Consider the following 13,591-nt stretch of genomic DNA (forward strand, 5'->3'; position numbering starts at 1 on the left):
AGCCCCATGCACCCCAGCCGCGCCAGCGACAGGTGCTCGGCAAAGAACACGAACCCCGCCAGCGTCACCCCCACCGCCCCGATCCCCGTCCACACCGCATACGCCACCCCCAGCGGCAATCCGCGCAGGGCAGTCGCCAACAAATAAATGCTGCCCAGCGCCGCCAGCACCGCCAGCAAACTCGGCGCCGGCCGCGTCCAGCCTTCCGAGGCCTTGAGGGCGAAGGCCATGCCGACTTCGACCAGCCCGGCGGCCAGCAACAGGACCCAGGCCGTGAGGCTAGACATGGGCCGCCTCCCGCGTCCTGAGCATTCCACGTTGCACCGCCGGCCGCTCGCCCACCCGGCGCAGCCAGTCCGCCACAGCGGGATAGGCGTCCAGGTCGATGTCCAGTTCCTCGTGCGTGGCCAGCCAGGGGTAGAAGGCAAGGTCCGCGATCGTCAGCCCGTCGCCCCCGATATGGCGCGACTCCGCCAGCCGGCGCTCGATCACGCCGTAGATCCGGTGCGTCTCGCGCGTATAGCGTTCCAAGGCCACGGGGTTCGGCTCGGGCGCCGCGTGCCTGAACCACCACAGCTGGCCCAGCATCGGCCCGGCGCTGGCGGCCTGCAGGAACAGCCATTGCAGCACCAGGTCCCGTGCAGGCCCCTGCGCGGGCAAGGCCTTGCCCGCCGCGTCGGCCAGGTGGACCAGGATGGCGCAGGACTCGAACAGGCTCTGGCCGCTCCGCTCGTCCAGCAGGACGGGAATCTTGTGGTTCGGGCTGAGCCGCACGAAGGCGGGCGCGTGCTGCTCGCCCGCGTCCAGGTCCACCAGGCGAAGCTGGTAATCCAGCCCCAGCTCTTCCAGGGCGATGGTGATCTTCTTGCCGTTCGGCGTGTCGGCGACGTAGGCGGTGTACATGCTGTCTCTCCTTCGAGGTTGGTCATGCCTGGCAGCGTAGCTTGTGCAAGAATGGCGAACAATTCGACGTTCTCGCATATCGTTTCGCCACTTTTGCACAAGCATGAACTGGGACGACTGCCGCTATTTCCTCACCGTCGCCGAGGCCGGCTCGCTGTCGGCCGCCGCGCGCCGCCTTGGCCAAAGCCATTCGACCATCCTGCGGCGCCTGGACAAGCTGGAAGAAGCGCTCGCCACCCGCCTGTTCGAGCGCTTCCAGAGCGGTTATGTGCTGACCGCCGCCGGCGAGGAATTGCTGGGGCTGCTGGCGCCGGTGGGCGAAGGCATGGAGGACGCCGAGCGCAGGATGAGCGGGCGCGACAGCGAGCTGCAGGGATCGATCCGCGTCACCACGACGGATACCTTGCTGCACACCCTGCTGCTGCCGGCGCTGGCCGCCTTCCGCCGGGCGCATCCCGGCATCCGGCTGCAGGTCACGGTCGACAACAGCTTCCTCAACCTGAGCCGGCGCGATGCGGATGTCGCGCTCAGGCCGTCGAACACGCCGCCCGAGAATCTCGTCGGCCGCAAGCTCGGCAGCCTGAAGACGGCGCCTTACGCATCGAAGGCGTATCTGCAGCGGGCCCGCGGCGAAGGCAGGCAGGACCAGGACTGGCCGGCCCACGACTGGGTCGCCCCGGACGAGGCGCTCGCCCACCTGCGCCAGGCGCGCTGGCTGCGCGAGCACGTGCCGGCGGAGAAGCATGTGGCAAGCGTGGACTCGCTGCTGGGAATGGCGAGTGCGGTGGAGGCGGGCATGGGCGCCGGCATGCTGCTGGGCTTGCTCGCGGATGGGCGGCCGGAACTGGTGCAGCTGGCCCCGTCCGATCCCGCCCTGGACACCGAGGTCTGGATCCTCACCCATCCCGACTTGCGGCGCGTGAACCGGATACGCAGCCTGACGGAGTTCCTGCATGCCAGCCTGTCCGGGCACCCGGCGTTCACGGGCTCAGCATGAGCCGCGCTCGGCGGGCTCTTCCCATGGACGATGAATTGAAGGCTGGACCAAACCTTTGGGCACCCGAATTCGGCTATCCTTGACCGGAAGCTAGCGTTCCCGAATACCGACTTGTACGTCCGGGAAGGCGCCGAGTCCCTGTCAATGAGCACGGGCGACACCGTGCGCCTGGACCGGATTGTCGAAGTCGGCGGTGCGAAGCTGGCTGATTACTGATTCTTCTGCCAGAAGAAAGCACGACACCACGATGGATGACAATAAAAGAAACGAGCTTGTGCGCATGGGCTGGGAAATCCATGGCGCCGTCGAGGAAAGCTACCATGCCCACCCGGCTGGAAAGGGCGACGGCGCTGCCTGGCTGGACAAGCAGCGCCTGCTGCTGGCCGACATGGCGGTCCACCTGCTGCAGACCGCGGTCGCGCCCGGCGAGATCGAGTTGGAAAAGCTCAGGAACAACCTGAATGCGATCCTCGTGGTCGCGGACCGCTTCCTGCCCGATGCGGCCTTGAGGAATGCGGCCGACAAGCTCTACCCGGCATCTGACCGGGGCAAGGCCGCACCCCGGTAATCCACGCTATTTCAGTACGGCCCGGAAGCTGATTTCGATGAGCTGGACCGGCAGTGCAAGCCGGGAGACTCCGATGAGGTTGCTGGCGCACAGCGGGCGCGCCTTCCCGTACATCTCGCTCCTGACCTTGCTGGCCACGGCGAAGGCCGCATCGACGTCCAGCACGAACAAGGTCTCTTCGACGACGTCGTCCAGGGTGGCGCCGAATTCGGCAAGGATGGCAATGGTGTTCCTGTAGGTTTGCCGCATCTGCGCTTCCATCGCAGAGAAATCAGCCGGTTTGCCCTGCGCATCGAGCGTGGCGGGAGCGACGAAATTGCCGTCCTTGTCATGGCTGAGCTGGCCGGACACGTAGATCACATCCTTGACCTGGACGGCCTGGTAATAGGCGTAGGCGTCTTCCCACGGCACGCCGTGGACGGCGGTCTTTCTCTCGAGCTGGGCGGTCGTATTCATGGTGGCTCCTCATCATGCAAAGTCGCATTCTGCATGCGCCCATCCCGACACGCTTGTACTTTTCTGCTTAGCGCGCCAGATCGATCGCACCGAGCTTGTCGGGATTGCGCATCGCGTAGATGGCGACAATGCGCTCGCCGTCGGTGACGAAGGCCTGGGCCGATTCGAGCTGTCCGTCGACATAGCGCAGCAGCCCAGGTTCCCCGTTGACGAGCGCCATGCGGTATTCCAGGCGCGGCGCATTGCGCAGGTAGACGGCCAGGTAGAGGTTGGCGATGCGCTCCGCGCCGCGCACGATCTTCATGAAGGAAGCCACCTTGCCGCCGCCGTCGGCCACGATGGCGACGTCGTCCGCCAGCATGCCCCTGAGCGCCGCCTGGTCGCCCCGGCTGGCCGCCTGGACAAAGCGTTCCAGCAGGCTGCGGTGCGCGTCGCGGGTCACCTGGAAGCGCGGCCTTTCCTGGCGCACCCGCTCGCTGGCGCGGTGCACCAGCTGGCGGCAGGCGGCCTCGCTCTTGCCCAGGGTCGCCGCCAGCTCGCCGTAGTCCTGGTCGAAGGCCTGGCGCAGCAGGAAGGCGGCGCGTTCCTCGGGCGCCAGGCGTTCCAGCACCCACATCAGGGCCACCGACAATTCGCTGGCCAGTTCGGCGGCGTCCTCGGGCGTGCGCTGGTCGACGCCGACCAGCGGCTCCGGCAGCCACTCGCCGATGTAGTGCTGGCGCTGGACCTTGGCCGCGCGCAGGCGGTCGATGGACAGGCGGGTCACGACCGCGACCAGCCAGGCCTCGCGTGACTGCACGGGGCCGCGCGCCGGATCGCTCCAGCGCAGCCAGGCGTCCTGCACCACGTCCTCGGCATCGGCGCGGATGCCGAGCATGCGGTAGGCGACCGAAAACAGGCGCGGGCGCAGGGCCGCGAATTGCCGGGTGTCGTCGTGCTGGTCCATCGCGGTCTCAGTCGGGGAAAGCGGCCCGGGCGACAGGCTGACGGAAGCCGATCGCCATGCGGTTCCAGGCATTCATCAGGGCCGTTGCAAAGCCCAGGTCGGAGATCTCCTGCTCGGTGAAATGCTCCTTCAAGGGCAAGAATACGCCATCCGGCACTTCGCCGTGCTCGAGGCGGGTGGCCGCTTCGGCCCAGGCCAGGGCGGCGCGCTCGCGGGCGGTATAGAACTCCGTTTCGCGCCAGGTCACGAGGCTGTTGATGCGCTGGAAATCTTCCCCGCCCTTCGCCAGGTCGCGCGCATGCTTGTCGACGCAGAAGGCGCAGCCGTTGATTTGCGAGACGCGCAGGAAGACCAGGCGCACTAGTTGTTTGCCCAGGGGCGAGGCTTCGACGGCGGTTTCAGCGGCGGCCAGGGCGCGGTAGGCGGCGGGGGAGAGGGAGTAATAGGGGAGGCGGAGCGAGGTCATGGGGTTTCCTTGGCTGGAGTGGTTGGTACAACCCCTTAGACGTTTCAGCTTCGGATTTTGTGACAGTGGCACCCTGCGCCAGTTCTGGAGACCCGCCCACCCTAGGATTGGCCAACAAAAAACCGCGCCTTGGCGCGGTTTGTCGGAAGCAATCGGCCGTTCAGCCCTGGGCCTTCAGCTTGCGCGCGATCTCCAGCGCAAAATACGTCAGCACGCCATCGGCCCCGGCGCGCTTGAAGGCCATCATCGATTCCATCATGACCTTGTCGTGGTCCAGCCAGCCGTTCTGGGCCGCCGCCTTCAGCATCGCGTACTCGCCGCTGACCTGGTAGGCGAAGGTCGGCACCTTGAACTCGTCCTTCACGCGGCGCACCACGTCCAGGTAGGGCATGCCCGGCTTGACCATCACCATGTCGGCGCCCTCGGCGATGTCGAGCGCCACCTCGCGCAGGGCTTCGTCGCTGTTGGCCGGGTCCATCTGGTAGGTGTTCTTGTCGGCCTTGCCCAGGTTGGCCGCCGAACCCACCGCGTCGCGGAACGGACCGTAGAAGCTTGACGCGTACTTGGCCGAATAGGCCATGATGCGGGTGTGGATGTAGCCTTTGTCTTCCAGCGCGCCGCGGATCGCGCCGATCCGGCCGTCCATCATGTCCGACGGCGCCACCATGTCCACGCCGGCTTCGGCCTGGGCCAGCGACTGCTTGATCAGCATCTCAATGGTCTTTTCGTTGACGATGTAGCCGTTCTCGTCCGGCAGGCCGTCCTGGCCGTGGGTCGTGTACGGGTCCAGCGCCACGTCGGTCATGATCCCCAGCTCCGGGAAGTTGCGCTTGAGCTCGCGCACCGCGCGCGGCACCAGGCCTTCCGGATTGGTCGCCTCGATGCCGTCATAGGTCTTGAGGGAAGCGTCGACCACGGGGAACAGCGCCATCACCGGGATGCCCAGCGCCACGCATTCCTCCGCCACCTTCAGCAGCAGGTCCACCGACACCCGTTCCACGCCCGGCATCGAGGCCACCTGCTGGCGCTGGTTCTGGCCGTCCAGGATGAACACCGGGTAGATCAGGTCCGACGCGGTCACGACGTTTTCGCGCATCAGGGCGCGCGAGAACGGGTCGCGGCGCATGCGGCGCATGCGGGCTGCGGGATAGGAGGCGGGGGTGATGATGGGCATCGCGTGTTCCTCGAAGTTATGCTTCCGGTTGCTCGTCCGCCGGCGGCGTGTCCTGGCCTTCATCGTCGTGGTCCAGGCCCAGCAGCTCGATGATCTTGTCGTTCGCCTCGTCGATGCCGACGCGCTTCAGGGCCGAGAACAGCTGCACCGTGAAGGGGAAGCCGTTGCCGTCCTCGTCGACGTAGCTGTCGAGGATCTGGCGCGCCTGGCGCAGGGCGTTGGTCGATTCGTTGCGGTTGAGCTTGTCGACCTTCGTCAGGATGCAGTGGATCGGCTTGCCGGTCGGGGCGAACCATTCGAGCATCTGGATGTCGAGGTCGGTGAACGGGCGGCGCGAGTCCATGATCAGGACCAGGGCGGCCAATTGCTCGCGGCGCTGGACGTAGTCGCCCAGCAGCTTTTGCCAGTGCAGCTTGGCGTTGCCCGAGACTTCGGCATAGCCGTAGCCCGGCAGGTCGACCAGCAGGGCCTGGATCTCGTCGACGCGCACGGCATCCTTGCGGTGCTGGCCCACGTGGGCGCCGCCGATCGAGAAGAAGTTGATGTGCTGGGTGCGGCCCGGCGTCTTGGACGCGAAGGCCAAACCCTTCTGGTTGGTCAGAATATTGATCGCCGTGGATTTGCCCGCGTTCGAGCGCCCGGCGAAGGCGATCTCTGGAACCTGGGTGTCAGGGAGATCGCGCAGCTGATTAACGGTCGTAAAGAACCGGGCCTGCCATAATTTGGACATGGAAAGAGGTGTAAGTGACAACAGAATGGCGATATGGAAACAAAGCTATTGTACAATAAGGGGTTGTTTGCTGTCCGCCGGGTGACTACCCCCTTGGACAGCCGGTAAGGCCTGCTGCATGACATTCCGATTTTGTTTTCGACTTTTTCAGGGTGCTTGAATGAATCGTTTGACGTTTGCGTTGGTGAAATCTTTGTTTGCCCTGGCTGTCTGCGGTAGTGCTGCTGTCGCGGCCGAAGCACCGAAGGCCGCCGCTGCCAAGCCGGACCCGGCCAAGGGCGGCACCCTGTACGACGGCGGCGACGCCGCGCGCGGCCTGCCGGCCTGCATGTCCTGCCACGGCGCCGCAGGCAACTCGACCATCGTGGCCAACCCCAAGCTGGCCGGCCAGATCGAAGCCTACACCTACAAGCAGCTGGTCGACTTCACGACCCCGAACCGCCAGCAGCCGGTCATGACGACCTACGCCAAGATGCTGACGGACGACGAGAAGAAGCATATCGCCGCCTACCTGGGCGCCCAGAAGCAAAAAGCCGGCGCCGCCAAGAACAAGGACACCGTGGAGCTGGGCCGCAAGATCTACCGCGGCGGCATCGCCGAGAAGGGCGTGGCGGCGTGCGCCTCCTGCCACGGCGCCAACGGCGGCGGCATCCCGGCGCAATACCCGCGCCTGTCCGGCCAGCACCAGGACTACACCTATGCCCAGCTCGAGTCGTTCAAGGCCGGCGGCCGCAAGAACAGCATCCAGATGACCACGCTGGCGCAGCGCATGTCGGCGGAAGAAATGAAGGCCGTGGCGGACTACATCGCCGGCCTGAAATAAGCGGCATTTCATAGAAGAGACAAAGGGCGGCAGCGTCGAGCTAGCTGCCCTTTTTGCTGTATGCTCAGGCGTTTGCGTGTGCCTTACTGGGTTGTAGAAGATGAGTACCACCGGAATTGAACTGAAGACCCGCCGCCGCGGCCTGGCCGAGGCGGTCGAGCTGGTGTCGTCGATGCGTTTCGCGATCAGCCTGCTCACGGTCATCGCCATCGCTTCGGCGATCGGCACCGTGCTCAAACAGAACGAGCCGATGCCGAACTACGTCAACCAGTTCGGTCCGTTCTGGTTCGAAGTGTTCGGCAAGCTGGGCCTGTACAGCGTGTATTCGAGCTGGTGGTTCCTGCTGATCCTGGTGACCCTGATCATCTCCACCGGTCTGTGCGTGGTGCGCAATACGCCGAAGATGCTGCGCGACATGCGCAGCTGGCGCGAACAGGTGCGCGAGGAGTCGCTGCGCAATTTCCACCACAAGGTCGAATGGACGGCGCCCCTGCAGCGCGCCGAGCTGGCCGCCCAGACCGCGACGCGCCTGGGCCACGCCGGCTATGCCACCAGGATCGTCGAGAAGGACGGCGGCATCCTGGTGGCGGCCAAGAAGGGCGCCGGCAACAAGTTCGGCTACATCTTCGCCCACACGGCAATCATCGTGATCCTGCTGGGCGGCATGCTCGATTCCGAGCTACCGGTCCGCTTCCAGCAATGGTTCCTCGGTAAAACGCCCTTCACGGGTGGCGGCGTGATCGCCCAGATCCCCGCCCAGCACCGCCTGAGCGCGGCCAATCCCAGCTTCCGCGGCAACACCGCGATCGCCGAAGGCCAGACCAGCCATACCGCCATCCTGACCCAGCCGAACGGGGTACTGGTGCAGGACCTGCCGTTCTCCATCGAGCTGAAGAAATTCATCATCGAGTTCTATTCGACCGGCATGCCCAAGCTGTTCGCCAGCGAAGTCGTGGTGCGCGACCTCGAGAACGGCCACACCTTCCCGGCCAGCATCAAGGTCAACCAGCCGCTCATCTACAAGGGCATCGCCGTCTACCAGTCGAGCTTCGACGACGGCGGCAGCAAGCTCAAGCTGACCGGCCACCCGATGGCGGGCAGCAGCGCCGACACCTTCGCCTTCGCGGGCGAGGTCGGCGCCTCGACCGAACTGAAGGCGGGCGGCGAGACCTATGCGGTCGAATGGTCGGGCTTCCGTCCCTTCAATGTCGAGAACGTCAACGCCGGTAACGACGTGCGCGCCGTCAAGCAGGGCGGCTCGCTCGAGGAGCAGTTCGCCGCCACCCTCGGCAAGGCGTCCGGTTCGGCCGCCAAGAACGCCAACAACAAGGACCTCAAGAACGTCGGCCCGAGCGTGCAGTACAAGCTGCGCGACAAGACCGGCCAGGCGCGCGAATTCCTGAACTACATGCAGCCGGTGAGCCTGGAGGGGTCCCAGGTCTACCTGGCCGGCGTGCGTTCCAGCCCGGCGGACCAGTTCAGCTTCCTGCGCATCCCGGCCGACGAGCAATACGGCGTGGGCCAGTGGATGCGCCTGCGCGCCGCCCTGAACGACCCGGCGGCCCGCCTCGAGGCCGCGCGCCGCTACGCCCAGCGCGCCCTGGCGCCGGAGCAGCGCGGCACGCCCCTGGGAGCCCAGCTGCAGGAATCCAGCGCCCGCACCCTGGAGATCTTCTCGGGCCAGGGCGGCGGACGCGGCGGCTTCGTGGCCGTGGCCCAGTTTCTGGAAAAGATTCCGCAGGCCGAGCAGGAAAAGGCGGCGAATATCTTCATGAAAATGCTCAACGGCACCCTGTGGGAGCTGTGGCAGGTGGCGCGCGCCCAGGCCGGCCTGGCGGCGGCCGAGCCGACCGAGGCGAATGGCCGCTTCCTGCAGCTGGCCACGAACGCGCTCTCCGACAGCTTCCTGTACGGCGCCCCGGTCTACCTGCAGCTGGACGAATTCACCGAGGTCAAGGCCTCGGTACTGCAGCTGACCCGCTCGCCGGGCAAGAAGGTGGTCTACCTGGGCTGCCTGCTGCTGGTAGCCGGCGTGTTCGCAATGTTTTATATTCGTGAACGACGCATGTGGGTCTGGGTGACCGGCCGCGAGGGCGGCGCCCACGCCATGATGGCGATGAGCACCCAGCGCAAGACGCTCGATTTCGAGCGCGAATTTGACGAACTGAAAGCCAAGCTGCCGCAAGCCTGATGGCTTGAACAGCAGCGGCCTGGAGAATACCATGGAATTGTCCCAAGCAAGCCCGTCCATCTACAAGGAAGAGCCCGGCTACTTCCGCCGCCTGAACGCCGTCGACTGGCTGTATGCGCTGGCCCTGTGCGCGGCGGCCCTGTTCGCGCTGAACCGCTACGCGGACTACATGGACATCTACGAAAAGGCCATCCTGCTGTGCACCGCGCCCGTGTTCGCGGCGCTGGGCTGGCACTGGAAGCCGATGCGCTGGCTGCTGCCGCTGGTGGGCCTGCTGTCGCTGTGGGCTATCTCGATGTACGACGGCAACCTGGCCGCCGCCAACGAAAAATTCTTCCTCAAGTACATGCTGTCGAGCCAGTCCGCCATCCTGTGGATGAGCGCGCTGTTCGCGTTCTCGACCGTGTTCTACTGGATTGGCCTGCTGAGCAAGCAGGGCTTCAGCGGCGCCGGCGCCAAGCTGTGCTGGGCCGCGGTGGTGCTGGGTGCCACCGGCATGATGGTGCGCTGGTACGAGTCCTACCTGATCGGGCCGGACGTGGGCCACATCCCGGTGTCGAACCTGTACGAGGTCTTCATCCTGTTCGCCCTGATCACCGCGCTGTTCTACCTGTACTACGAAGGCCGCTACGCCACCCGCCAGCTGGGCGCCTTCGTGATGCTGATCATCTCGGCCGCGGTCGCCTTCCTGCTGTGGTACACGGTGTCGCGCGATGCCGCCGACATCCAGCCGCTGGTGCCGGCGCTACAAAGCTGGTGGATGAAAATCCACGTGCCGGCCAACTTCATCGGCTACGGCACCTTCGCCCTGGCCGCGATGGTCGGCACCGCCTACCTGCTGAAATCCCACGGCATCCTGGCCGACCGCCTGCCGGCGCTGGAAGTGCTGGACGACGTGATGTACAAGTCGATCTCGGTCGGCTTCGCCTTCTTCACGGTCGCCACCATCCTGGGCGCGCTGTGGGCGGCCGAGGCCTGGGGCGGCTACTGGTCCTGGGACCCCAAGGAAACCTGGGCCCTGATCGTCTGGCTCAACTACGCGGCCTGGCTGCACATGCGCCTGATGTCCGGCCTGCGCGGCCGTATGGCGGCCTGGTGGGCGCTGGTGGGCCTCCTGGTGACCACCTTCGCCTTCCTGGGCGTGAACATGTTCCTGTCGGGGCTGCATTCCTACGGGGCGCTCTGATGGAGCACGCGTCCATCGCCTCGGCCTACGACACCCTGGCCGAGCGCTGGACGGATGCGGCCTTCGACCCCGGCAACGGCCTGCGCCTGCATGCGCAGGCCTTGTCGTTTCTGGAAGACGGAGAGGGCTGGGCGCTGGGCGTCGGCTGCGGCTGCAATACCCGCTTCAACCCCTTGCTGCGCGCACGCGGCCTGCGCCTCGAAGGGGTCGACATTTCCGAGCGCATGCTGGCGCTGGCGCGCGCGGCCGATCCCGATGTGCTGCTGCACCATGGCGACGTGTGCGCCTGGCAGCTTTCACATACCTACCGCTTCATCTCGGCCTGGGACAGCATCTGGCATGTCCGGCTCGCGCAGCAGCGGCCGCTGATGCTCAAGCTCATGCGTGCGCTGGAACCGGGCGGGGTCTTCATCTTTTCGGCCGGCGGGCTCGATGCGCCTGGCGAACACGTCGACGCCGCGATGGGGCCGGAGGTCTACTACGCCACGCTCGGGATACCGGGCCTGCTCGACGTGGTCGCCGAGGCCGGATGCATGGTCCGCCACCTCGAGTTCGACCAGCATCCCGACCAACACCTGTGCGTCATCGTGCAGCGGGCCGGCTGAAGGCTCATTCCTCGGAACGGCCCGCCGCTTCACGGTTGCGTTCGTAATGATGCGCGAGCGGGAAGGGCGGCAGCCAGGATTCGCGCCGGACGGTCCAGTTTTCGTAGGTCGGCATCAGCTGGTCCGGGGCGTCCAGCGCGCCCAGGTGCACCTCGATCTCGTCGCCGCTGCGCGCGAACACCGACGAGCCGCAATGCGGGCAAAAGTGCCGCCCGGCGTAGTCGCGCGTTTCGCCCGTGATCGTCACCGCGTCCTGCGGGAAGACCGCGGCGGCGTAGAACAGCGCGCCGTGGTGCTTGCGGCAGTCGAGGCAATGGCAGATGCCGACCCGGTATGGTCGTCCTTCCGCCACGATGCCCACTCTGCCGCACAGGCAGCCGCCGGTGAACCGGTCCATGTGAAGTCTCCTGTATCTGGCGCTGCGGTGATATGCTTCACCCATGACTACTGATTCCGACATTGAACTGTCCGGGCCTTTCCAGGCCAAGGACGGCACCGGCCGACTGCTCGACGTCAAGGCGATCCGCATCTTCGACGAGGGCTACGGGATTATCGACGTGTACGTCGAGTTCAAGAACAAGCTCGAGACCGGCGCCTACAAGGATACCGTACTCGTGCGCCAGATCATCGACCGCCTGCGCGCGGTCGGGTACAAGGGGCCAGACTTCGGCCACAGCGACCCGGGCCTGCAGGAGAGCCGGCTGATCGTGCTCGAGGCGCCCGAGGAATTCGCCGCCTTCGCCAAGAGCCGGGGCTGGAAGAACCTGGCCGAGGACTTCGACGAGTAAGCACGGGCTTGGTCATTTCGGATGAATATAGCTTTTCACGGAACGAGACTGTTTCGTGATGCCTGCGCCTGCCCAGCTTGCCCTTGCCGGCCACTGACCTAGACTGAACTATCCGCAAGCCGCAGCGGCGGCATTGCGGTATCCGACGCCCGCCAGAGGCTGATTCGGCGCGACGCCTGTCTCAAAGGTATTCACTTTGCGAAGGAACGATCATGCGTCCCACCTCCCTCCTGATCCCCGCATCCCTGCTGGCGCTTGCCGCCAGCGTGGGTGCGCAGACCCCAGCCCAGACCTATCCCCGGCCCGATACGGCGCCGATCACGACCGTGACCGTGACGGCCCCGGCCAAGGCGGTCAAGCTCAGGTCCGACGAAATCAAGCAGATTGCCGGGTCCTATGCCATGCGGAACGGCTGGCAATTGGACGTACGCGGCTACCCGCAATATATCGACGCGACCATCGACGATGAAAAGCCGATACGGCTGCGTGCAGTCTCGAAGAACAAGTTCGTGTCCGGTGACGGCAACGTGACCATGGAATTCAACCAGGGCACGGGGGACGACATGAAGCTGAGTTATGTGCCCGACCCCAGCCAGCCGTCGATGATCTCCATCCCCGCGCAAAAGACCAAGCGCTGAGCGCGGAAGCCGGAACGCCAGCCCGAGGGTTGGCGTTTTTATTGGGACGAAGCATTTTCCGGCCAGATAGGTGGGCGTGCTAACGTTCACTTAAGTCAATCCGTGTAAGCTGAAGCTTCCCACTGCTCGCGGAGCCGACCATGCTCATCCAACGTAATCCGAACGGGATCGACCTCCCGTACCCCTCCGAGATCACGCCCCGCGAGGTCTATGAAGAACGACGCCGCTTCCTCGCCCGCATCGCGGCCAGCGCCGCCGTCGGTACTAGCCTTTGGGAAATGGCCAACCGCGAGGCTTTCGCCCAGAACGCGGCCCAGCGCCTGGCCGCCAGCGCCAACCCGGCGCTGTCGACCAAGGAGCCGCAGACAGCCTTCAAGGACGCCACCCACTACAACAACTTCTACGAATTCGGTACTGACAAGTCCGACCCGGCCGAGAACGCGCACACCCTGCGTACCCGGCCCTGGACCGTGACCATCGACGGCGAGGTCAAGAAGCCGCTGACGCTCGACATCGACCGCCTGCTCAAGCTGGCGCCGCTGGAGGAGCGCATCTACCGTCTGCGCTGCGTGGAAGGCTGGTCGATGGTCATCCCCTGGGTCGGCTATTCGCTGTCCAACCTGCTCAAGCAGGTGGAGCCGACCGGCAACGCGCGCTACGTCGAATTCACCACCCTGAACGACCGCAGCCAGATGCCGGGCCTGCGCAGCCCGGTGCTCGACTGGCCCTATGTCGAGGGCTTGCGCATGGACGAGGCCATGCATCCGCTCACCTTGCTCACGCTCGGCATGTACGGCCAGGTGCTGCCGAACCAGAACGGCGCGCCGGTGCGCCTGGTGGTGCCCTGGAAGTACGGCTTCAAGTCGGCCAAGTCGATCGTGCGCATCCGCCTGACCAGCCGCCAGCCGCGCACCGCCTGGAACGACTCGGCGCCCAACGAGTACGGTTTTTATTCGAACGTGAACCCGAACGTCGACCACCCGCGCTGGTCGCAGGCCAGCGAGCGCCGCATCGGCGAGGACGGCTTCTTCAAGCCCAAGCGCAAGACCCTGATGTTCAACGGCTACGACCAGGTCGCCTCGCTGTATTCCGGCATGGACCTGAAGAAGTTCTTCTGACG

The 13,591-nt window shown here is 65.6% G+C and carries 17 protein-coding genes; 9 read left to right on the plus strand and 8 right to left on the minus strand.

The features are described from left to right. Both KBW98_RS16775 and KBW98_RS16780 read right to left on the minus strand, forming a co-directional pair. A partial coding sequence (locus tag KBW98_RS16775) for a multidrug efflux SMR transporter (RefSeq protein ID WP_211521302.1) occupies positions 1–287 on the minus strand: 287 nt, incomplete at its 3' end. Continuing rightward, a complete protein-coding gene (locus tag KBW98_RS16780; protein WP_211521303.1) occupies positions 280–903 on the minus strand; it encodes a glutathione S-transferase family protein in 624 nt (207 codons plus the stop codon). The genes KBW98_RS16780 and KBW98_RS16775, both read right to left, overlap by 8 nt. 103 nt (positions 904–1,006) lie before the next feature. Between KBW98_RS16780 and KBW98_RS16785 the strand changes: the two genes are divergently transcribed. Further along, complete coding sequence (locus tag KBW98_RS16785) at positions 1,007–1,900, plus strand: LysR family transcriptional regulator (protein WP_211521304.1); 894 nt, start codon at positions 1,007–1,009, stop codon at positions 1,898–1,900. 280 nt (positions 1,901–2,180) lie between these two features. After that, a complete protein-coding gene (locus tag KBW98_RS16790) occupies positions 2,181–2,468 on the plus strand; it encodes a hypothetical protein (protein WP_211521305.1) in 288 nt (95 codons plus the stop codon). Positions 2,469–2,474: 6 nt separating this feature from the next. Here the strand turns inward: KBW98_RS16790 and KBW98_RS16795 are convergent, their stop codons facing one another. The 5 genes from KBW98_RS16795 to yihA all read right to left on the minus strand — a co-directional run bounded on the left by KBW98_RS16795 (position 2,475) and on the right by yihA (position 6,240). After that, positions 2,475–2,924, minus strand: coding sequence for a RidA family protein (locus KBW98_RS16795; RefSeq protein WP_211521306.1), 450 nt, complete (start codon positions 2,922–2,924; stop codon positions 2,475–2,477). A 67-nt stretch (positions 2,925–2,991) separates the two neighbouring features. Next, entirely contained in the window at positions 2,992–3,870 is an 879-nt protein-coding gene (locus tag KBW98_RS16800; RefSeq protein WP_211521307.1) for an RNA polymerase sigma-70 factor, read from the minus strand. A gap of 7 nt (positions 3,871–3,877) precedes the next feature. After that, complete coding sequence (locus KBW98_RS16805; RefSeq protein ID WP_211521308.1) at positions 3,878–4,336, minus strand: carboxymuconolactone decarboxylase family protein; 459 nt, start codon at positions 4,334–4,336, stop codon at positions 3,878–3,880. Between the two features lie 160 nt (positions 4,337–4,496). Next, on the minus strand, positions 4,497–5,510 hold the full coding sequence (gene hemB, locus KBW98_RS16810; protein WP_211521309.1) for a porphobilinogen synthase: 1,014 nt from the start codon (positions 5,508–5,510) through the stop codon (positions 4,497–4,499). A 16-nt stretch (positions 5,511–5,526) separates the two neighbouring features. Continuing rightward, positions 5,527–6,240, minus strand: a complete 714-nt coding sequence (gene yihA / locus KBW98_RS16815; protein WP_211521310.1) for a ribosome biogenesis GTP-binding protein YihA/YsxC — start codon at positions 6,238–6,240, stop codon at positions 5,527–5,529. Positions 6,241–6,400: 160 nt separating this feature from the next. Between yihA and KBW98_RS16820 the strand changes: the two genes are divergently transcribed. From KBW98_RS16820 to KBW98_RS16835, 4 genes are all read left to right on the plus strand, one after another. After that, positions 6,401–7,063: a cytochrome c gene (locus tag KBW98_RS16820; RefSeq protein WP_211521311.1), complete on the plus strand. Its 663-nt coding sequence runs from the start codon at positions 6,401–6,403 to the stop codon at positions 7,061–7,063. Positions 7,064–7,163: 100 nt separating this feature from the next. Further along, positions 7,164–9,254, plus strand: coding sequence for a cytochrome c biogenesis protein ResB (locus KBW98_RS16825; RefSeq protein ID WP_211521312.1), 2,091 nt, complete (start codon positions 7,164–7,166; stop codon positions 9,252–9,254). Between the two features lie 31 nt (positions 9,255–9,285). Then, on the plus strand, positions 9,286–10,440 hold the full coding sequence (gene ccsB, locus KBW98_RS16830; protein ID WP_211521313.1) for a c-type cytochrome biogenesis protein CcsB: 1,155 nt from the start codon (positions 9,286–9,288) through the stop codon (positions 10,438–10,440). After that, entirely contained in the window at positions 10,440–11,045 is a 606-nt protein-coding gene (locus KBW98_RS16835; protein WP_211521314.1) for a class I SAM-dependent methyltransferase, read from the plus strand. Before ccsB ends, KBW98_RS16835 begins: the two co-directional genes overlap by 1 nt. Positions 11,046–11,049: 4 nt before the next feature. Here KBW98_RS16835 and KBW98_RS16840 read toward each other — a convergent pair whose 3' ends face one another. Beyond that, positions 11,050–11,442, minus strand: a complete 393-nt coding sequence (locus tag KBW98_RS16840) for a GFA family protein (protein WP_211521315.1) — start codon at positions 11,440–11,442, stop codon at positions 11,050–11,052. 43 nt (positions 11,443–11,485) lie between these two features. Between KBW98_RS16840 and KBW98_RS16845 the strand changes: the two genes are divergently transcribed. The 3 genes from KBW98_RS16845 (at position 11,486) to msrP (ending at position 13,589) form a co-directional block, all read left to right on the plus strand. After that, positions 11,486–11,833, plus strand: coding sequence for a hypothetical protein (locus KBW98_RS16845; protein WP_211521316.1), 348 nt, complete (start codon positions 11,486–11,488; stop codon positions 11,831–11,833). A gap of 212 nt (positions 11,834–12,045) precedes the next feature. Beyond that, positions 12,046–12,471: a hypothetical protein gene (locus tag KBW98_RS16850; RefSeq protein ID WP_211521317.1), complete on the plus strand. Its 426-nt coding sequence runs from the start codon at positions 12,046–12,048 to the stop codon at positions 12,469–12,471. A gap of 140 nt (positions 12,472–12,611) precedes the next feature. After that, positions 12,612–13,589: a protein-methionine-sulfoxide reductase catalytic subunit MsrP gene (gene msrP / locus KBW98_RS16855; RefSeq protein ID WP_211521318.1), complete on the plus strand. Its 978-nt coding sequence runs from the start codon at positions 12,612–12,614 to the stop codon at positions 13,587–13,589. The last annotated feature ends 2 nt before the right edge of the window (positions 13,590–13,591 follow it).

Source organism: Massilia sp. ST3, from assembly GCF_018119405.1.
In the GTDB taxonomy this organism is placed as follows: domain Bacteria; phylum Pseudomonadota; class Gammaproteobacteria; order Burkholderiales; family Burkholderiaceae_D; genus Telluria.

What these genes read in the sequence shown, in the direction of transcription:
- KBW98_RS16780 (WP_211521303.1), bottom strand. Translation starts at nt 903, where the DNA reads ATGTACACCGCCTACGTCGCCGACACGCCGAACGGCAAGAAGATCACC.
- KBW98_RS16785 (WP_211521304.1), top strand. Translation starts at nt 1,007, where the DNA reads ATGAACTGGGACGACTGCCGCTATTTCCTCACCGTCGCCGAGGCCGGC.
- KBW98_RS16790 (WP_211521305.1), top strand. Translation starts at nt 2,181, where the DNA reads ATGGGCTGGGAAATCCATGGCGCCGTCGAGGAAAGCTACCATGCCCAC.
- KBW98_RS16795 (WP_211521306.1), bottom strand. Translation starts at nt 2,924, where the DNA reads ATGAATACGACCGCCCAGCTCGAGAGAAAGACCGCCGTCCACGGCGTG.
- KBW98_RS16800 (WP_211521307.1), bottom strand. Translation starts at nt 3,870, where the DNA reads ATGGACCAGCACGACGACACCCGGCAATTCGCGGCCCTGCGCCCGCGC.
- KBW98_RS16805 (WP_211521308.1), bottom strand. Translation starts at nt 4,336, where the DNA reads ATGACCTCGCTCCGCCTCCCCTATTACTCCCTCTCCCCCGCCGCCTAC.
- hemB (WP_211521309.1), bottom strand. Translation starts at nt 5,510, where the DNA reads ATGCCCATCATCACCCCCGCCTCCTATCCCGCAGCCCGCATGCGCCGC.
- yihA (WP_211521310.1), bottom strand. Translation starts at nt 6,240, where the DNA reads ATGTCCAAATTATGGCAGGCCCGGTTCTTTACGACCGTTAATCAGCTG.
- KBW98_RS16820 (WP_211521311.1), top strand. Translation starts at nt 6,401, where the DNA reads ATGAATCGTTTGACGTTTGCGTTGGTGAAATCTTTGTTTGCCCTGGCT.
- KBW98_RS16825 (WP_211521312.1), top strand. Translation starts at nt 7,164, where the DNA reads ATGAGTACCACCGGAATTGAACTGAAGACCCGCCGCCGCGGCCTGGCC.
- ccsB (WP_211521313.1), top strand. Translation starts at nt 9,286, where the DNA reads ATGGAATTGTCCCAAGCAAGCCCGTCCATCTACAAGGAAGAGCCCGGC.
- KBW98_RS16835 (WP_211521314.1), top strand. Translation starts at nt 10,440, where the DNA reads ATGGAGCACGCGTCCATCGCCTCGGCCTACGACACCCTGGCCGAGCGC.
- KBW98_RS16840 (WP_211521315.1), bottom strand. Translation starts at nt 11,442, where the DNA reads ATGGACCGGTTCACCGGCGGCTGCCTGTGCGGCAGAGTGGGCATCGTG.
- KBW98_RS16845 (WP_211521316.1), top strand. Translation starts at nt 11,486, where the DNA reads ATGACTACTGATTCCGACATTGAACTGTCCGGGCCTTTCCAGGCCAAG.
- KBW98_RS16850 (WP_211521317.1), top strand. Translation starts at nt 12,046, where the DNA reads ATGCGTCCCACCTCCCTCCTGATCCCCGCATCCCTGCTGGCGCTTGCC.
- msrP (WP_211521318.1), top strand. Translation starts at nt 12,612, where the DNA reads ATGCTCATCCAACGTAATCCGAACGGGATCGACCTCCCGTACCCCTCC.